General features: G+C 69.3%; 14 protein-coding genes. 3 read left to right on the top strand and 11 right to left on the bottom strand.

Annotation, left to right across the window (positions count from 1 at the left end; translation table 11 throughout):
- Positions 1 to 14: 14 nt before the first annotated feature.
- Entirely contained in the window at positions 15 to 965 is a 951-nt protein-coding gene (locus FPZ12_RS00295; protein ID WP_144745351.1) for a D-alanine--D-alanine ligase family protein, read from the bottom strand.
- 32 nt (positions 966 to 997) lie between these two features.
- The gene (locus FPZ12_RS00290) at positions 998 to 2,311 is read right to left on the bottom strand and encodes an aminotransferase-like domain-containing protein (protein WP_144745350.1); all 1,314 of its coding nucleotides are present in this window, start codon (positions 2,309 to 2,311) and stop codon (positions 998 to 1,000) included.
- Positions 2,312 to 2,483: 172 nt separating this feature from the next.
- On the opposite strand from FPZ12_RS00290, the gene FPZ12_RS00285 reads away from it, so the two are divergent.
- Positions 2,484 to 3,131 carry a GNAT family N-acetyltransferase gene (locus FPZ12_RS00285; protein ID WP_144745349.1) on the top strand — a complete coding sequence of 216 codons (648 nt, stop codon included), beginning with the start codon at positions 2,484 to 2,486 and terminating at the stop codon, positions 3,129 to 3,131.
- A 62-nt stretch (positions 3,132 to 3,193) separates the two neighbouring features.
- Here FPZ12_RS00285 and FPZ12_RS00280 read toward each other — a convergent pair whose 3' ends face one another.
- From FPZ12_RS00280 to FPZ12_RS00235, 9 genes are all read right to left on the bottom strand, one after another.
- Positions 3,194 to 4,339: an N-acetylmuramoyl-L-alanine amidase gene (locus tag FPZ12_RS00280; protein WP_144745348.1), complete on the bottom strand. Its 1,146-nt coding sequence runs from the start codon at positions 4,337 to 4,339 to the stop codon at positions 3,194 to 3,196.
- Between the two features lie 208 nt (positions 4,340 to 4,547).
- Complete coding sequence (gene trxA, locus FPZ12_RS00275; RefSeq protein WP_144745347.1) at positions 4,548 to 4,874, bottom strand: thioredoxin; 327 nt, start codon at positions 4,872 to 4,874, stop codon at positions 4,548 to 4,550.
- A 34-nt stretch (positions 4,875 to 4,908) separates the two neighbouring features.
- On the bottom strand, positions 4,909 to 5,898 hold the full coding sequence (trxB, locus tag FPZ12_RS00270) for a thioredoxin-disulfide reductase (protein WP_144745346.1): 990 nt from the start codon (positions 5,896 to 5,898) through the stop codon (positions 4,909 to 4,911).
- 97 nt (positions 5,899 to 5,995) lie between these two features.
- Positions 5,996 to 6,751 carry a hypothetical protein gene (locus FPZ12_RS00265; protein ID WP_144745345.1) on the bottom strand — a complete coding sequence of 252 codons (756 nt, stop codon included), beginning with the start codon at positions 6,749 to 6,751 and terminating at the stop codon, positions 5,996 to 5,998.
- Positions 6,748 to 7,353 carry an RNA polymerase sigma factor SigM gene (gene sigM, locus FPZ12_RS00260; RefSeq protein WP_144745344.1) on the bottom strand — a complete coding sequence of 202 codons (606 nt, stop codon included), beginning with the start codon at positions 7,351 to 7,353 and terminating at the stop codon, positions 6,748 to 6,750. The genes FPZ12_RS00265 and sigM overlap by 4 nt, the downstream gene beginning before the upstream one ends.
- A gap of 10 nt (positions 7,354 to 7,363) precedes the next feature.
- Positions 7,364 to 8,968 carry a protein kinase family protein gene (locus tag FPZ12_RS00255; protein WP_144745343.1) on the bottom strand — a complete coding sequence of 535 codons (1,605 nt, stop codon included), beginning with the start codon at positions 8,966 to 8,968 and terminating at the stop codon, positions 7,364 to 7,366.
- Between the two features lie 79 nt (positions 8,969 to 9,047).
- Positions 9,048 to 10,925: a murein biosynthesis integral membrane protein MurJ gene (murJ, locus tag FPZ12_RS00250; RefSeq protein WP_424923560.1), complete on the bottom strand. Its 1,878-nt coding sequence runs from the start codon at positions 10,923 to 10,925 to the stop codon at positions 9,048 to 9,050.
- 290 nt (positions 10,926 to 11,215) lie between these two features.
- Positions 11,216 to 13,351, bottom strand: coding sequence for a DUF6049 family protein (locus tag FPZ12_RS00240; protein ID WP_144745342.1), 2,136 nt, complete (start codon positions 13,349 to 13,351; stop codon positions 11,216 to 11,218).
- Positions 13,348 to 13,872 (bottom strand): NUDIX hydrolase, encoded by a 525-nt coding sequence (locus tag FPZ12_RS00235; protein ID WP_144745341.1) that lies wholly within the window; start codon positions 13,870 to 13,872, stop codon positions 13,348 to 13,350. Before FPZ12_RS00235 ends, FPZ12_RS00240 begins: the two co-directional genes overlap by 4 nt.
- A 131-nt stretch (positions 13,873 to 14,003) precedes the next feature.
- On the opposite strand from FPZ12_RS00235, the gene FPZ12_RS00230 reads away from it, so the two are divergent.
- Both FPZ12_RS00230 and FPZ12_RS00225 read left to right on the top strand, forming a co-directional pair.
- Positions 14,004 to 15,425 carry a CCA tRNA nucleotidyltransferase gene (locus tag FPZ12_RS00230; RefSeq protein WP_144745340.1) on the top strand — a complete coding sequence of 474 codons (1,422 nt, stop codon included), beginning with the start codon at positions 14,004 to 14,006 and terminating at the stop codon, positions 15,423 to 15,425.
- A 94-nt stretch (positions 15,426 to 15,519) separates the two neighbouring features.
- A complete protein-coding gene (locus FPZ12_RS00225) occupies positions 15,520 to 16,764 on the top strand; it encodes a sensor histidine kinase (RefSeq protein ID WP_144745459.1) in 1,245 nt (414 codons plus the stop codon).
- Positions 16,765 to 16,767 lie beyond the last annotated feature (3 nt).

The following is a 16,767-nucleotide window of genomic DNA, read 5'->3' as shown; positions in this document are numbered from 1 at the left end:
CGGTGATGATTTGATCAAGCGGTGCGGGAGATCGCCCGGCTGACCAGATCGGCGAAAACCCCGCCGAGGGAAGCCCCGGAGGACTCGATCGCCATCGGCACGGTGGAGGTCTCGGTCAGACCGGGCGAGGAGTTCACTTCGAGGAACTGGACGGTGCCGTCGGCGTCGACGATCGCGTCGGTGCGGGAGATGTCCCGCAGACCGAGTAACCGGTGCGCCCCGACGGCCAACTCCCCGACCGCCTTCGCCGACTCCTCGGAGATCCGGGCCGGCGCGAAGAAATTCGTGAGCCCGGCGGTGTAGCGGGCGGTGTAGTTGTAGACGCCGCTCTCCGGCACGATCTCCACCGCGGGCAGCGCTTCCGGGCCGCCATCGCGCTCGATGACGGTGACCGCCACCTCCACGCCTTCCACGTACCGCTCGGCGAGCACCGTGTCGCCGTACGCGAAGCAGCCGACCATCGCCGTCGGCAGCTCCGAGGCGTCCCGCACCACCTGAGTGCCCAGCGCCGAGCCGCCCTGGTCCGGCTTGAGGATCAGCGGCAGGCCGAGGTGGTCCACGATCGCGTCCAGCACGGCCTGCGCACCCAGCTCGCGGAAAGTGCTGTGCGGCAGCACGACCCAGTCCGGCGTGGCGAACCCGGCCTGCTCCAGCAGCGCTTTGGCAGTCGGCTTGTCCCAAGCGCGGCGGCAACCCTGCGAGCTGGTGCCGACGTAAGGCACCTGCAGCATCTCCAGGACTGTCTGCACGGAGCCGTTTTCGCCCTCGCCGCCGTGCAGGGCGACCACCGCGGCGTCAGGCCGTTCGGAGCGCAGGCGGTCGAGCAGGCCACCATCGGTGTCCCATTCCTCGACCGTCAGCCCCTGCGAGCGCAGCGCGGCGGACAGCCGCCGGCCCGAGCGCAGGGAAACGTCGCGCTCATGCGAAAGCCCGCCTGCCAGAACCGCCACGGTGGGCACAACCACGCCGTACTCCCCTTGAATGTCCAATGTGGAATCTAAGCCGTGTCCGGGGACGGATTTTCCGGCCCGGATATGGGTTTCATGCTGACCGTACCGAACGTGCGCACAAGGTCCATTTCGGACTCGAGCACCGCGGCCAGCCGCCGGACGCCCTCCTTGATCCGCTCCGGCGTCGGGTAGCAGTACGACAGCCGCATCTGCCTGCTGCCGAACCCGTCCGCGTAGAAACCCGTGCCGGAGGCGTACGCGACCCGCGCGGTGACGGCCCTGGGCAGCATCGCCTTGGTGTCGACGCCCTCGGGCACGGTCACCCACACGTAGAAGCCGCCATCGGGGTGGGTCCAGCTGCATCCCGACGGCAGGTACTGCTCGAGCGCGGAGATCATCGCGTCCCGGCGCTCGCGGTAGTTCTCGCGGAAGGTTTTGATCTGGCCCTTCCAGTCGTGTGTGGCCAGGTACCGCGACACGATCATCTGGTTCAGCGTCGGCGGGCAGAGCGTGGCCGACTCGGCGGCCAGGACGAGCTTCTCCCGCACCGCGTGCGGCGCCAGCACCCAGCCGACCCGCAGGCCGGAGGCGAAGGTCTTGGAGAACGAGCCGAGATACACGACGTTCTCCGGGTCGATGGAGCGCAGCGACGGATACGTCTGCCCGTCGAACCCGAGCAGGCCGTACGGGTTGTCCTCGACCACGAGCACGCCGTGCTCCCGGCAGATCTCCATGATCTCCGCGCGGCGCTCGACGGCCAGCGTCACGCCGGCCGGGTTGTGGAAGTTCGGGATCGTGTAAAGGAACTTCACCCGCTGCCCGGCCCGTTTCGCGGCGGCCAGCGCCTCACGCAGCGCCTCCGGCACCAGGCCCTCGTCGTCCATCACGACGTGCACGACCTTGGCCTGGTAGGCGGCGAACGAACCGAGGGCCCCCACGTAGGAGGGCCCTTCGGCGAGCACGATGTCGCCGGGATCGCAGAACAGGCGGGTGACCATGTCCAGGCCCATCTGGGAGCCGACCGTCACCACGACGTCGTCAGAGTGGGCTGAGATGCCCTCCAGCGCCATAACGTCGCAGATCTGCTCTCGCAGTACCGGGATGCCCTGCGCGGAGCCGTACTGGAGCGCTGTGAGCCCGTCTTCGGCGATCAGCTCACCGACCTGCGCCGAGAGGCTGTCCAGCGGGAGCGCGGCGAGGTTCGGCATGCCGCCTGCCAGCGATACCACCTCGGGCCTGCTCGCCACCGCGAACAACGCCCGGATCTCCGATGCCGTCATCCCCTCGGTACGCGCGGCGTACCGGTCGAGGTGCGGATCGAGGTTGTGGCGGCCGGTTCTCTCGGGCGGTGAGGCAGTCATCAGCACTTCGCTTGGGTGTCGTGGGTTCAGTTAGTCGAGTGTAACCACCCGTCCTTGTGACCTTCGCGTCCTTTCGGCAGGCGTCACAGCGCCCTATGCTCTTGTACGGTCCGAAAGGCAGCTGCGGTCACGCCTGCCCGCGAGCCATGAGCACTGCAATCTGGGAGGTCGGGTGTCGCGTCGCGTCGTGGGCGTCACGCTGGACAACCTGGAGCACCTGCCCAAGAACTGCAGGCGCTGCGTCTACTGGGAGCTCCCGCCGCATCTGAAGGCGCAGGCGGAGGAGTTCGGCTCCACCGAGGTCGAGAAGGAAGCCTGGGTCTCCAGCGTGCTGCTGGAGTGGGGCTCCTGCGGCCGGTTGATCTACAGCGACACCCTGCCCGTCGGTTTCGTGCTGTACGCCCCGCCGAACGCCGTGCCGAGGGCGCAGGCCTTCCCCACTTCCCCGCCCAGCGCGGACGCCGTGCTGCTGACCGGGTTCAACGTGCTGCCGGAGTTCCGCGGCGGCGGGCTCGGGCGGATGCTCATCCAGGCCGTCGCGAAGGACCTGACGAAGCGAGGTGTCCGCGCGATCGAGGCCTTCGGGGACGCGAACCCGAGCGAGGTCGAGAACGACGCGATGGGCCACACCTGCGTGGTGCCGGCGGACTTCCTCACGGCGGTGGGGTTCAAGACCGTGCGGCCGCACCACAAGTGGCCGCGGCTGCGCCTTGAGCTGCGTTCGGCGATCTCCTGGAAGGAAGACGTAGAGGCCGCGCTGGAACGGCTGCTGGGCCAGGTCACCATCACCACGGCGGAGCCGAGCACCACGCGAGCCTGAGTTATCCACAGAACTGGGGATAACTCGATGAGTTATCCCCAGTTGTGCATGGATGCCTGTGGCTATTCGGCCTTCGCGAGCTCGTGCGCGAGGACGTCGGCGAAGGTGAACGTACCCGTGGGCTGGTCGCCCTCGCCGAGCAGGTACAGCCGCTTGACGGCGATGAGGATGCCTTCGGCCACCACGTCGCGGAAGGCCGGGTCGGACATCCGCGCCCGGTCGTTCGGGTTGCTCAGGTAGCCGATCTCGATGCGCACCGCGGGACAGCGGGTGAGCCGGAGGATCTCCCACGTCTTGGCGTGCGTACGGCAGTCCAGCAGCCCCGTCCGCGCGGCCAGCTCACGCTGGATGAACCCGGCCAGCAGTTCGCCGACCGTGGACGTGGTGCCGTAGCCGTTGCCGAAGTGGAAGGTGGCCACGCCCTGCGCGTGCGGCGACGAGTTGACGTCGCAGTGCAGGGACAGGAACAGGTCGGCACCCGCGTCGTTGGCGAAGGCGGCGCGATCGGCTTCGGTCGGGCCGAAGTCCGGGCCGCGCGAGATCAAGGCCTCCATGCCGGTGGCCTTCATCCGGCCCTCGAGCCGGCGCGCCAGGTCCCACACCACGTCGGCTTCGCGGACGTCCTTGACCTCGACACCGGCGTCTTCGCCACCGTGCCCCGGGTCGATCACGATCCGCTTGCCGCGCAGCCGGGGGCCCGCCTGGCGGACCTGCTCCTGCTCACGCAGGAACACCGGACGGCCACCACGAGCACGCGGCGACAGCTGGCGCAGCGCGCGCACCGTCGCCGGACCGCAGATCCCGTCCACGACCAGGCCGTAGTCGCGCTGGAAGTTCCTCAGCGCCTTTTCCGTGCGCCCGCCGAACAGGCCGTCGGGCCTGCCCGCGTCGTAGCCGAGCTCGGTGAGCCTGTCCTGCAGCGCGAAGACGTCGTCGCCGTGCACCGGCGAAGAAATCAGATACGCGAGCGGACGGCTGCCGAGGTGGTAGGTCGCCCCACGCAGCACCTGGTAGGTGGCCGGGCCGACGATGCCGTCGGTGATCAGCCCCCGGCGCTGCTGGAACCCACGGACGGCGCGCTCGACCTCGTGGTCGAAAGGCGCGTGGTCGTCCGCCTCCCCAGGGGTGCGGAGCAGGCCCTGTGCGACCAGCATCGACCTGATCTCAGCGACGTCTTCTCCGGCGTCACCGCGGCGGAGTACCCGCATGCACTCCTCGCTCTTCCTTGGGCACCGGGGTGAGATCCGGTGCGGCACAAACAGTTTCGGGCGACAGACCCGGAGCCTTATTCTGCCTTGAGAACTCTCCGTATCCGCGCAGGGCCAGCCGGTGCGTCACCGCCTGCGAATTCCGGGCAGCAAGAAACCCGGGGGCCTTCTAGGAAAGACGCCGGCCCCCGGGTTCAGGTTGCCTCGCTCAGGCGAGAACGTCGGAAAGATCCTGCAGCAGCGCTGCCTTCGGCTTGGCACCGACGATCTGCTTCACCGCTTTGCCGCCCTGGAACAGGATCAGCGTCGGGATCGACATGACCTGGTAGTCACGGGCCGTGCCGGGGTTCTCGTCGACGTCGAGCTTCGCGACGGTCAGCTTGTCACCGTGCTGGTCGGCGATCTCCTCGAGCACCGGGGCGACCATCTTGCACGGACCGCACCAGGTCGCCCAGAAGTCCACCAGCACGGGCTTGTCGCTGGTCAGCACGTCGTCCGCGAACGACTTGTCAGTCACCTTGACGGTGTTGGACATCGTTTCTCCTTCGATCAACAGTTGAGACAGGTGGTCAGTTGGAGGCGCCGTACCCGCCGCCGACCAGTTCCGGCGCTTCTTCGGCCGCCGCCGTGCCGTGCTCGGCGAGCCAGCGCTCGGCGTCGATCGCCGCGGAGCAGCCCGAGCCTGCCGCGGTGATGGCCTGGCGGTAGGTGTGGTCCACGAGGTCACCGGCGGCGAAGACGCCGTCGATGTTCGTGTACGTGGTGCGGCCCTTGGTGAGCACGTAGCCCTCGTCGTCCAGGTCGACCTGGCCGCGCACCAGTTCGCTGCGCGGGTCGTGGCCGATCGCGACGAAGAAGCCCGTCACGTCGAGCGTCTTCTCCTCGCCGGAGTTGACGTCGCGGACCTTGACGCCCTCGACCTTGCCCTCACCCACGACCTCGGTGACCTGCGAGTTCAGCTGCCAGCGGATCTTCTCGTTGGCGCGGGCGCGCTCCACCATGATCTTGGAGGCGCGGAACTCCTCGCGGCGGTGGATGATCGTCACCGACCTGGCGAACTTGGTGAGGAACGTCGCCTCCTCCATCGCCGAGTCGCCGCCGCCGATCACCGCGATGTCCTGGTCGCGGAAGAAGAACCCGTCACAGGTCGCACACGACGACACGCCACGGCCCAGCAGCTCCTGCTCGCCGGGCACGTGCAGGTACCGCGGAGCGGCACCCATCGCCAGCACGACGGCCTTCGCGGCGTAGCGCACACCGTTCGCGGTCACGTACTTGGTCTCGCCCAGCAGCTCGACCCCCTCGACGTCCTCAGCGCGCAGATCGGCGCCGAAGCGCTCGGCCTGCTTGCGCATCTCGTCCATCAGCTCGGGGCCCTGGATGCCGTCCCGGAAGCCGGGGTAGTTCTCGACCTCGGTCGTGGTCATCAGCGCGCCACCGAACTGGGAACCCTCGAACACCAGGGGTTCGAGCTGGGCGCGCGCGGCGTAGACCGCCGCCGTGTAACCAGCCGGCCCGGACCCGACGATGATCAGGTTCCGAACGTCTTCTGCAGCCACCCGTGACCTCCGCTCGTTTCGACCTGCGTACCAGGCTCAACACGATCGTAGGGTCAGGTGTTCCCGGCGGTGACAGGCGTCGCCGCCGGGCCCGCGGCTACTTGCCGACCACCTTGTCCAGCAGCGGCGTGGAGCCGCATTCCGGGGACAGCGCGACGAGCCGGAACTCCGCCAGCCTGCCCGTGGTGAGCAGCACCAGCACGGCCGGTTTGCCGTCGATGGTGCCCTGCTGGACGCCGATGGGATCGGCCGCGCCGGTGAAGCCCGCGGCCTGCAGGCAGCGGCTCAGCCCTTGGGCGTCACCCAGTGGGCCGTAGTCCTTCACCCCGGTGCTGAGCTTGCCGACCGCGGCTTGCGGCTGGTCGCTGCGGACCGCGAGACCAGGGCTGCTGCCCGATTGCTCCGGGCTGCTCGTCGGCGCGATGGCGACCGGCGAGCCGGTGGTGTCCTGTGAGCCGGGAACGGCGATCGCCACGGCTGCCACCGCGGCCGCGGCCACCGCCACGACACCGCTGATCCAGCCGATGCGGCGGTTGCGCCTGCGGCGTGCCGCGTCGATGCTCACCACGGGAGCGACGGGCGCGGCTTGCTTGGCCTCTTCGGCCAGTGCGGCGTCGATCCTGGCGGCCACGTCGGCAGGCATCGGCGGTGCCGGTGACGTGCCGAGGCTCGCCAGGTCGGCTGTGGTCGCCTCGAGTGCTTCGATGATCGCGCGGGCCTCGGGATCGGCCTGGACGCGCGGCCAGAGCTCCGCCGAGGCGGCCTCGTCGAGCACACCCGCGTGCAGATCCGCGAGTAGATCGACAGACCAGGGCGGGCCGGCGGCCTCGATCCCCCGACTCTCGTCCGTCATCGTCCCTCCCCAAGGCGTTTGCTTTCGGAAGTTGGGACGTTTGCTGGTGCATCGGGGTTCCGCAGGTGACCGAGAACCTTCGCGAGTTTGGCGCGACCCCGGGCACACCGGCTCTTCACCGTGCCCTCGGCGATACCCAGCATTTTCGCCGTTTCGCTGACCGAATAGCCCTCCACGTCGACCAGCACGATCGGCGCGCGCTGCTCCTCCGGCAGCTGGCCGAGCGCCTCGTCGATGACGAGCCTGGTCTCCCGCTCGGCCATCGAGTCGCGCGGTGCGGCCGGTTCGTTGAACCCGGTTTCCGGCAACGGCACGGTGGGCCGGGCCTGCTTCCGGCGCACGCGGTCGAGGCACGCGTTCACCACGATCCGGTGCAGCCAGGTGGTCACCTGTGATTCGGCGCGGAAGTTGCCGGCGGCACGGAAAGCCGAGATGAAGGCGTCCTGCAGCGCGTCGGCCGCTTCCTCCGGGTCGCGCAGCGTACGCAGCGCGACCGCCCACATCCTGTCTCTGTGTCGCCGGACCAGTTCACTGAACGCGTTCGGATCCCCCGAGGCGTGTGCCGCGATGAGATCGGCGTCCGTCGGTGCAGCTGCGGTCACCCGGCAGAGACTACTGCGCGGGCAGGAACGTCAGTTCGCCTATCTGTGACTGGTACTTCCCGCCGGTTTTGCTCAACTGGGTGATCCAGATGATGAAGTACTGACCCTGGGTTGGCTGCGGGAGCGTGATGTCGGTGCTCTGGCCGTTCAGCGTCGCTGTGCCGAGCACTCGCGTGGAGGACAGGTTCGGGTTCTTCGAGTCCGCCGCGCGCAGTTCGACCACGGTGCCGGGGCTGTTCGCCGCGATCGTCACCTTCGCCAGGTTGATCGGGTTGTCGAAGCTCGCGACGATGCCGACGCCCTGCTTGATGGTCGGGAACTGCTGGTTGTACTGGTCGGTGCGCCAGGTGGTGCCCGGGTCCCCGTCCACCGTGTTCTTGGCGCGGCTCGTGTTGTCCCCGTCGCCGTCCGGGTTGTAGACCGAAGCGCTCGACGGGGCGACCGCGGCGCCGATCTGTGCCTGACCCGTCTGGGTGCTCGGCGGTGGCGCCGCCTGTGTGGAAGGCGGCGGGGCCTGGGCCGAGGTGGTCGGCTGCGCCACGTTGATCGGCGGGCCGCCGGAGGTGGGGTCGTTCTGGAAGAAGCTGATGGCGAGCATGCCCAGCCAGGCGAGGATGCCGACCGCGGCGACGACCAGGACCGTCACGCCCAGCGCCAGCTTGCGCCTGCGGGCCTTGTCCTTGATCGGCTTCTTCGTGGTCCAGACGGTGCCGTCGTCCTCTTCGGCCTTGACCCCGGCGGCGGCCTGAGCCTTCATCAGCTGGGTGCGTTCTTCGACCGCGGCCGCCTGGCCCAGCGCCTGCAGGATCGCGGCGCTGGTGCGGATGCCGCCGTGGCCGCCGTCCTCGATCGTGCGCACGGCCAGCGACGACAGCTCCTGCGGAACCGAGGGCACCAGCGTGCGCGGCGGGACGAGCCTGCCGTTGGGGGCGTGCGGCGCGGCCGGGATCGCCGCCGGACCGCCCGGCAGCGCCCACCGGCCGGTGAGCAGCAGGTACAGGACCGCGCCGATCGCCTTCACGTCGTCGCGGAGGGTGGCGTCGGGAAGGGGGCCGGGGAAGGCGAGGCGCAGCGCGCCGTCGGACGTCATCCGCAGCCGCTGCGGGTGGTCGAGACCCAGCACGAGGCCGGAGTGGTGCGCCTGCTCGACCGCCTCGGCCAGCTTCTGCACCATCCGCGCCGCCGTCAGCGGGGCGACCGGATGCTCGGCGACGAGGTCGATCAGGTCGGTGCCCTTGGTCCATTCGGTGACCACGACGCCGAGCAGGCCCTCGCTGGAGGTGATCCCGCTGCCGAGGCTGAGCACGTCGAGCACGCGCGCGACCCCGTCGTGGCTGAACTTGGCGGCGTGCGCGGCGCGCTCCAGCGTCCGGCGCGCCATCCGCGCCGACTCCGCGTCCGCCGGGTCGCCGACCAGCAGGGTCAGCGCGACGTCACGGCGCAACTGACCGTCACGGGCGCGCCAGAGATGGGCGCCCGCGCGTTCGTCGATCCCGAACTGGGCCAGCAGCCGATACCTGCCGTCGCCGACGACGCTTCCGGGCGCGAGGGAACCACCCCGCGCGCGGACCCCCGTCCGGGCAGCACCGGACTGCTCACTCCGCTTCTCGTTCACCCCACGCTCTCTTTCCGCACCTTGGGGACGAGGGTACGTGAATACCGGGCGTGAATCAGGGTTCTCCGTGTGTCGATCGTTACCGGCGCTTGACCAAACGGGTGATTCGTTTCGTGGCCGGCGCGAGTTCCTCCACCTTGAGGGCGGCCAGTACTCCGAACGACACACCCAGGCCTACGACACCCTGCAGAATCAGCTTGATCCATGCGGTGATCCGGACTCCGAAGTCCGGCACGATCTTCCCGACGAGCACCGCCGCGACGACGCCGAGGACGCTCGCGACGACCGTGAAGAGGATGACGCCGAGCACGCGCTTGCTGCGCAGGTTGCCGAGGCTGACCCAGAGCCAGACCTGGCCCATGATCGCGCCGACCACGAACGTCAGCGAGTTCACCATCATCGCGCCGAGCACGATGTTCCCCGGCGACAACAGCACCGGGCACAAGTACAGCAGCGGGATCTTCACGACCGTCATCACGATCATGATCAGCGTCGGCGTCCGGGCGTCCTTCATCGCGTAGAACACCCGCAGCTGCAACATCACCAGCGCGTACGGGAGCAGACCGAACGCCGAGATGGCCAGCGCGTCGCCGAGGCGCGCCGCCTCCGTCGCCGAGCTCGAACCGTGGCTGAACAGCGCGATACCGATGGACGAGCCGGTCACGCTCAGCACGGCCGCGATCGGCACCAGCATCACGGTGGAGATGCGCGACGCGTAGGACAGGTCGGCGACCACCTTGCGCGTGTCGCCGTCGGCGGCGTTGCGGCTCAGCCGCGGCATGATCGCGGTCAGCAGCGAAACACCGATGACGCCGTAGGGCAGCTGGAACAGCAGCCAGGCGTTCGAGTAGATCGTGACGCCGCCGGGGTCGCCGTTGGTCAGCACGCGGGTGTTGATCGTCAGGCCGATCTGGCTCACCGCCACGTAGCCGAGGATCCACAGCGCGAGCCCGCCGAACTCCTTCATCCGCTTGTCGATGCCCCAGCGCCAGCGGAACTTGAACCCGGTCTTGAGCAGGGCGGGCACCAGCATCACCGCCTGCACGACGATGCCCATCGTCACGCCGATCCCCAGCACCAGCAGCTTCGGCTCGCCCATCTTGACCGGGTTGTAGCTGATGTCGCCGGGCATCAGCATGAAGATCCCGAGCGTCACGATGACGACGAGGTTGTTCATCACCGGCGCCCACGCGGTGGGCCCGAAGATGTGCTTCGCGTTCAGGATCGCCGACAGCAGCGCGAAAGCGCCGTAGAAGAAGATCTCGGGCAGCAGCAGCCGGGCGAACGCGGTGGTCAGCTCGGGGCTGGCGTTGTCGCTGCTGTCGAGATACAGCGAGGTGATCGCGGGCGCGGCTATGACCGCGACGATCGTGCCGGCGAGGAGCAGCACGAACCCGACGGTCAGCATCCGCTGTGTGTACGCCTCGCCGCCGTCCGGATCGTCCTGCGAGCGGACCAGCAGCGGGACCACGACACTGCTCAGCACACCGCCGAGCAGCAGCTCGAAGACCTGGTTCGGCAGCGTGTTGGCGATGTTGAAGGAGTCGTTGACCACGCCGATGCTGACCGCCCAGACCAGCATGATCTTCCAGAAGAACCCGGTGATCCGGCTGACCAGTGACGCGATCGCCATCTTGCTGCTGGACTTGGCCAGCGACGGCTCCGCGGTGGTCGGCTCGACCTTCGGGACGAAGCCCGTCGCGTCGAGGCCGGGGCCCTCACCGAAGGAGGTGATCTCGGCCGGGGACGCGCTGGTCGGCAACCGCGGCAGCATCCGGGTGGCCAGCGAGTCGTAGGGACGCATCGAGTCCGGGTCGGCCACCGGCCACTTCGAACTCGCAGGCACCCCGCCGATCCGCGGGATGAACATCGTGGCGTCCGGGTCGTTCGGGGCCAGCGGTGGCGCGCCGAACGGCATGCTGTCCTGGTGCTGCTGCTCCTGGCGCCACGGCCGCACCGGCGGCGGCTTCCGCGGCGGAGGTGGCGGCGGCTGGCGAGGGGCGGGCTGCTGCCGCGGGGGCAACTGCCCCTGCTGCGAAGCCGCGCGACGCGGGGGCGGCTGGCGCCGCTGACCGTTCGGCGATGGTGGGGGCATCCGGCGCCGCGTCGGCTGGTCCGGCGGCGGGACGCGCTCAGGCGGCGGCCGCCGAGTGACACGTTCGGCGGGACGCTCGGGTGGCCACCCCGGCTCTCTGTCCAAGACGTGCCCAATCTTCGGCGGTCGACGGTACGGTCACCCCAGGGTAATCATCCCGCCCGCCGGGCACGGATCCGGCGATAGATCTGCCGTCCGGACAGCAGGACCAGCGCCGCGCCGCCGACGATGATGAGGATGAGCGTCACCACGCCGTATTCGTTCGAGCGCAGGTCGAACCGCGCCGGGCTGCCGAGCGAGGTGCCGCCGGGGGTGCTCAACGCCACGGTGACGCTGAACTTCCCGGCCCGCAGCGCTTCGGCGGGGATCGAGATGTTGTTGTTGCTGCCGAGCCCGGCCGGCAGCACCCGGTCCGGGATGTCGCCGGTGCGCAGCCCGGTGCTGCCCTCGAGCGAGATCCGGACCGCGATCTGCACCGGCAGCGTGTTGTGCAGCAGCACCGGCAGCGGCGCCGAACCGGACGCCAGCGAGATCGGCACGGCGGGGGTGTCGACGGTGACCCGGTTCTGCAGCGCCTGCAGCTGGGTGCGCGAGTCGGCGGCGGAGATCTCGGCGGCGTCCGCGGAGCCCTGCCATGCCGCCGAGCAGTTGCGGACCAGCGCGTAGCGAAGCGGCAGCAGCACCTGGTCGGGGTCGACCTGCGCGGCCGGGTCCACGGTCATCGCGCTGCGCAGATCGGTCATCGTGGTTTCGACCGAGGCCATCGACGCGGTGACCGAATCCGGGATCGTCTTCGTGACGTCCTCGGCGGTGTAGCTCATCGTCGCCGAACCCTGCGCGGGCGAGGCGAGGATCTGGTTCAGCGACACGGAGGTCAGCAGATTGCGCTCGATGAAATCGCCGTACGTCTGCAGCAGTTCGGTCAGCTCGGCGGTGGGCAACGACCAGCGCCGCGGCGGGGCGATCAGCATCGGCTCGTCCGAGGTGCTGCCGTTCATCGCCCGGTAGGCCAGGGCCGCCAGCCCGTTCTGCGCGCCGACCGCCGGGTCGTCGGACGGGGTGGCCGCGCCGGAGTCCGACTGGGTGGCCGGGCCGGTGAGCCCGGTCGACACCAGCGAATCCACCGGCTGGGCGCGCAGCGAGGTGCCCTTCACCGTGGTGCCGCCGTCGGCTTGGCCGGAGAGGTAGGCGGGATCGGTGATCAGCGTTTTGATCCCGGCGTTGCCGAGTTGGCTCAGCGTGGCGGAGTTCTGCGGTCCGTCCGCCCACAGCACGCCGGACAGCGGCCGCACCCCGAGCAGCTGCTGGACGCGTTGCGCGGTGTTCAGCCCGTAGCCCAGCAGGTCACCGCCTCGGACACCGGCGAGCGAGGAGAGATCCGCGTCGGCGTAAGGCATCTGCACGACGCACTGCCCGGCGACCAGCTGGCGCAGCTGCTCCAGCCACAGCTTCGCCGCTTCGGCGCCGGAGCCCGCCACGTTGCCACTGGCCGTGCGGACCTCGTAGCCACGGCTCATCGCGTCCACGGTGTCGAGCAGGTCGGGATCGATTGCGTAGCAAAGGGATTTCGACACGGCCGCGTTGTCGCGGACCGCCAGCGCCGACGAGACCAGCGCGTCGAGCCTGCCGCCGGGACGCAGCTCGGACGCCAGCACGTCGTCACCCAGCACCGTCGTGCCGCCGTACGGTGCGGCCACGATCCGCGGCCGGGTGTCGGCGATCGGCCACAGCATCGAGACCTGCGCGGGGTCGCCCGTGGTCGGCGTCGTGTTCTTGCCCGGCGCGCTGAGCACCGGCAGCAGCATGCTCAGCGACGCGAGCCGGGCCTGGCCGCCGTAGTCCGGGGTGCCGTTCACGTTGACCAGCAAGGGATAGATGCCGGGGCTGGTCACGTGGAGATTGCCGGCGGAGCCGTCGATCGGCACCGTGATGTTCAGCTGACCGGTCTGCCCCGGCTCCAAGGTGCCCGGCTCGATGTCGATGAACTTGCTGCTCGAAGCGGCGCTCACCGCGCTGCCGGACATCGCGGTGCGCAGCTGGCGCTCGCTGCTCTGCTTCTCGCCGAGGTCGAGCTTCACCTGCAGATCGCTGATCCGGCGGTCGCCGATGTTGGTCACCGTGCCGGTGATGGTCAGCGTGGTCGAGGTGGAAGTGACTACGCGTGGATTCATCTGCGACACGTCGAGCCGCAGCCTGGGGGTGTCCGTGACCGGCTGGGCTGCCGAGGCGAACGGGGCGGTCAAGAGCGTGAAGAGCACAACCAGCGCGGCAGCGGCGAACCGCTTCACTCCGTGACTCCTTCGGTAGCCGGCTTTTCGTCCTCGAACAGCTCGCGGGCCTTGCGGACCAGTGCGCGTTCGTCGGTGTAGGCGAGTTTGGCCTCGACCTCCGCGATCGGCACCCACGCCACCTCGGTGACTTCCACGTCCTCGTCGGATAGCTCGCCGCCGACCGCCTCCAGGACGAAATGATGCACCGTCTTGTGCACCCGCCTGCGTTCGGCCACGAACCAGTAGTCGATGGTGCCCAGCGGAGCCAGTACGCGGGCCGAGATGCCCGTTTCCTCCTTGACTTCCCGGATCGCCGTCTGTTCCGTGGTTTCGCCGTCCTCGATGTGCCCCTTCGGGAGGGACCAAAGCAGTTTGCCGTGCCGGTCGAGGCGGCCGATCAGCACGGCTTCGGTGCGGTTGCCGTCGACCACCAGGCCGCCGGCCGAGGTTTCGTCGACCGTGGTCATCCGCCTGCCGCGGCGGCGTCGCGACCGGCGTCGCGGCTTGCCCCCGCCGGAACGACCGGCCGATCCAGACATGCTGTGATGCTAGTGCTTGCGACTGCCAAGCGGTTACGAACGCGTAGTTGCTCCTTCACTTTCGGTCGATCGGTAGGCTGGTTTCTCGTGTCTTGTCCGGATGAGTGGACCCTGCGGGTGGTTGTGTCCCAGTGAACGAACTGGCCGCGAAGCGGAATGCGGTTACCGAGCTGATGCGAATCTCCCCGCTGGCGGACGACCTCGCGGGGTTGTTCGCGGCGGCGGGCCATCGGCTGTACCTGGTCGGCGGCAGCGTGCGCGACGCGCTGCTCGGCCGGTTGTCCAGTGATCTCGATTTCACCACCGACGCCCGGCCGGACCGGGTGCTCGAGATCGTCGCAGGCTGGGCCGACGCGGTCTGGGAGACCGGGATCGAGTTCGGCACGGTCGGGGTGACCAAGCGCGGTTCGACGCTGGAGATCACCACTTTCCGCGCCGACTCCTACGACAGGGTCGGCCGCAATCCCGAGGTGACCTTCGGCGACACGATCGAAGGCGATCTGCTGCGCCGCGATTTCACGGTCAACGCGATGGCCATCGATTTGTCGACCAAGCAGTTCGTCGACCCGCATCACGGGTTGGACGCGCTGGCCCAGCGCACGCTCGACACCCCGGCCACGCCGCAGGAGTCCTTCGCCGACGACCCGCTGCGCATGCTGCGCGCCGCCCGGTTCGTGTCGCAGCTCGGCTTCGAGCCCGCGCCGCGCGTGGTCGAAGCGATGACGAGCATGGCGGGCGAGATCCAGCGGATCACCGCGGAACGGGTGCAGACCGAGGTGTCCAAACTGCTCCTCGGCGCGCATCCGCGGCAGGGGCTGGAGCTGATGGTCGAGACGGGGCTGGCCACGCACGTGCTGCCCGAAGTGCCGGGAATGCGCCTGGCGATCGACGAACACCACCAGCACAAGGACGTCTACCAGCACTCGCTGACGGTGCTGGAGCAGGCGATCGCGCTGGAGGACGGCGAGCCGGACCTCGTGCTGCGGTTGGCCGCGCTCCTGCACGACATCGGCAAACCGGCCACTCGCAAGTTCGAGTCCGGTGGCGGCGTGAGCTTCCACCACCACGAGGTCGTCGGCGCGAAGATGGCCCGAAAGCGTTTGCGCGCGCTGAAGTACTCGAAGCAGATCGTGGACGACGTGAGCCAGCTGGTGTTCCTGCACCTGCGGTTCCACGGCTACGGCAAGGGCGAGTGGACCGACTCCGCCGTCCGCCGCTACGTCACCGACGCCGGGCCGTTGCTGCCGCGGCTGCACAAACTGGTGCGCGCCGACTGCACCACGCGGAACAAGCGCAAGGCCGCCGCGCTGCAGCGCACGTATGACGAGCTCGAAGAGCGGATCGCGCGGATCGAGGCACAGGAGGATCTGGCGCGGGTGCGACCGGACCTCGACGGCAACGAGATCATGAAACTGCTCGGCCTGCAGCCGGGGCCGCAGGTCGGCGAGGCGTGGCGGTTCCTCAAGGAGCTCCGGCTCGACCGCGGGCCGCTCTCGCACGAAGAAGCGGTGGCCGAGTTGCGCCGTTGGGCGCAAGAGCGCGGGATTTCGTAACTTATTGGCCGGTCCCGGGGACTACGAAGGCGTGACGTCCGAGAATTCCCGGGCCGGCTTCCTGCTGACCCTGTTGCGACGTGGCGCGCCGGCGATGGCGAGCGCGACCAGCTCGCTGGACGACGACCTCGCCGACCCGAGTCCGCTACGGGCGATGCGCCGCCTGCAGCAGATGGCCGGGCCGGTCGATCCGACGGTGCGGGACAACCTGCTGCTCCGGGCGACCCGGTATGTCGCGATGGTCCCGTTGCTGTACCGGATCGTCGCGGTGATCGGGGCGCTCGCGGCGTCCGTCGCGGAGGACGGGGCGAACGCGGCCGTGCTCGCGGTGGCGGTGCTGGCCGTGCTGTGGAACGGCTACGGCGTGCGGTGGCTGGTGCGGTCGGCGCCGTTCCAGGACACCAACACCGGGCGCCTGTTGCTGCTCGACGTGGTGTTCACCCTGGCGGTGAATCTCGCGGTGGCGGCGTCCGTCCCGGAGTCGGCGTACAACACCGCGATGGTGGTGCCGGACAAGCAACTCCTTGGCGCGGTGGCGTTGCTGACGCTGGCGCTCGGAGTCGTTTACGGGCTCGGGCTGGTGGTGCTGAGCATCCCGCTCGCGGCGGTCTGCTCGTGGCTGAACACCGGCGTGTTCAACGTGAAACAAGGCTTCACCGGTTTCGGGACGATGCTCGGCGTGGCACTGACCGCCACCGGCGCGCTCGTCCTGCTCGGCATGGGGACCCGGCTCGCACTCGCGTACGGCATCCGCAACGGACGGCTCGCCGAACGCGCGCGGCAGCACCGGGCGTTGCACGACTCGGTGTTACAGACGCTGGAAACCCTTGCGCTGCCTGGAGCCGGTGATCCGGGGCGGCAGCTCGCGCAGTTGCGCGGGATCGCCAGGGCACAGGCAGTCGAACTGCGCAACACCATCGAAAAGGCGAGCCGCGAGTCGGCGGAGGAAGCGGCACGGCCACTCGGCGAGAAGCTGACCGCGTTGGCCGCGGAGATGGCGCGGGAAGGGCTGCGGGCTCAGCTGGTGATGGCCGAGCTGGATGAGGAAACCCTTGACGAGGTAAGGCAACTGGCGATCCGCGACGCCGCCCGCGAGGCCATGCGCAACACGCTCAAGCACGCGGGCACGGACGAGGTCGTGGTGCGGGTGGACGAGCAGGAAGGCGGCGTGGCCGTCGTGATCCGCGACCACGGCACGGGTTTCGACGACGCGCACCGGCCCGCCGGGTTCGGCATCAGCGAGTCGATCACCGCGCGGCTCGCCGAGGCAGGCGGGCGGGCACTCGTGGAGTCGAGCCCGGGCAGCGGGACCCGGGTGACTTTGTGGATGCCGCGCTAGGTC

Source organism: Amycolatopsis acidicola, assembly GCF_007713735.2.
Lineage (GTDB): Bacteria > Actinomycetota > Actinomycetes > Mycobacteriales > Pseudonocardiaceae > Amycolatopsis_E > Amycolatopsis_E acidicola.
This window is presented reverse-complemented; position numbering and strand designations above follow the sequence as displayed.

Excerpts from the sequence above, each read along its gene's own strand:
- FPZ12_RS00290 (WP_144745350.1), bottom strand. The coding sequence starts at position 2,311 with ATGACTGCCTCACCGCCCGAGAGAACCGGCCGCCACAACCTCGATCCG.
- FPZ12_RS00280 (WP_144745348.1), bottom strand. The coding sequence starts at position 4,339 with ATGCGGGTACTCCGCCGCGGTGACGCCGGAGAAGACGTCGCTGAGATC.
- trxA (WP_144745347.1), bottom strand. The coding sequence starts at position 4,874 with ATGTCCAACACCGTCAAGGTGACTGACAAGTCGTTCGCGGACGACGTG.
- FPZ12_RS00265 (WP_144745345.1), bottom strand. The coding sequence starts at position 6,751 with ATGACGGACGAGAGTCGGGGGATCGAGGCCGCCGGCCCGCCCTGGTCT.
- FPZ12_RS00235 (WP_144745341.1), bottom strand. The coding sequence starts at position 13,872 with ATGTCTGGATCGGCCGGTCGTTCCGGCGGGGGCAAGCCGCGACGCCGG.
- FPZ12_RS00225 (WP_144745459.1), top strand. The coding sequence starts at position 15,520 with ATGGCGAGCGCGACCAGCTCGCTGGACGACGACCTCGCCGACCCGAGT.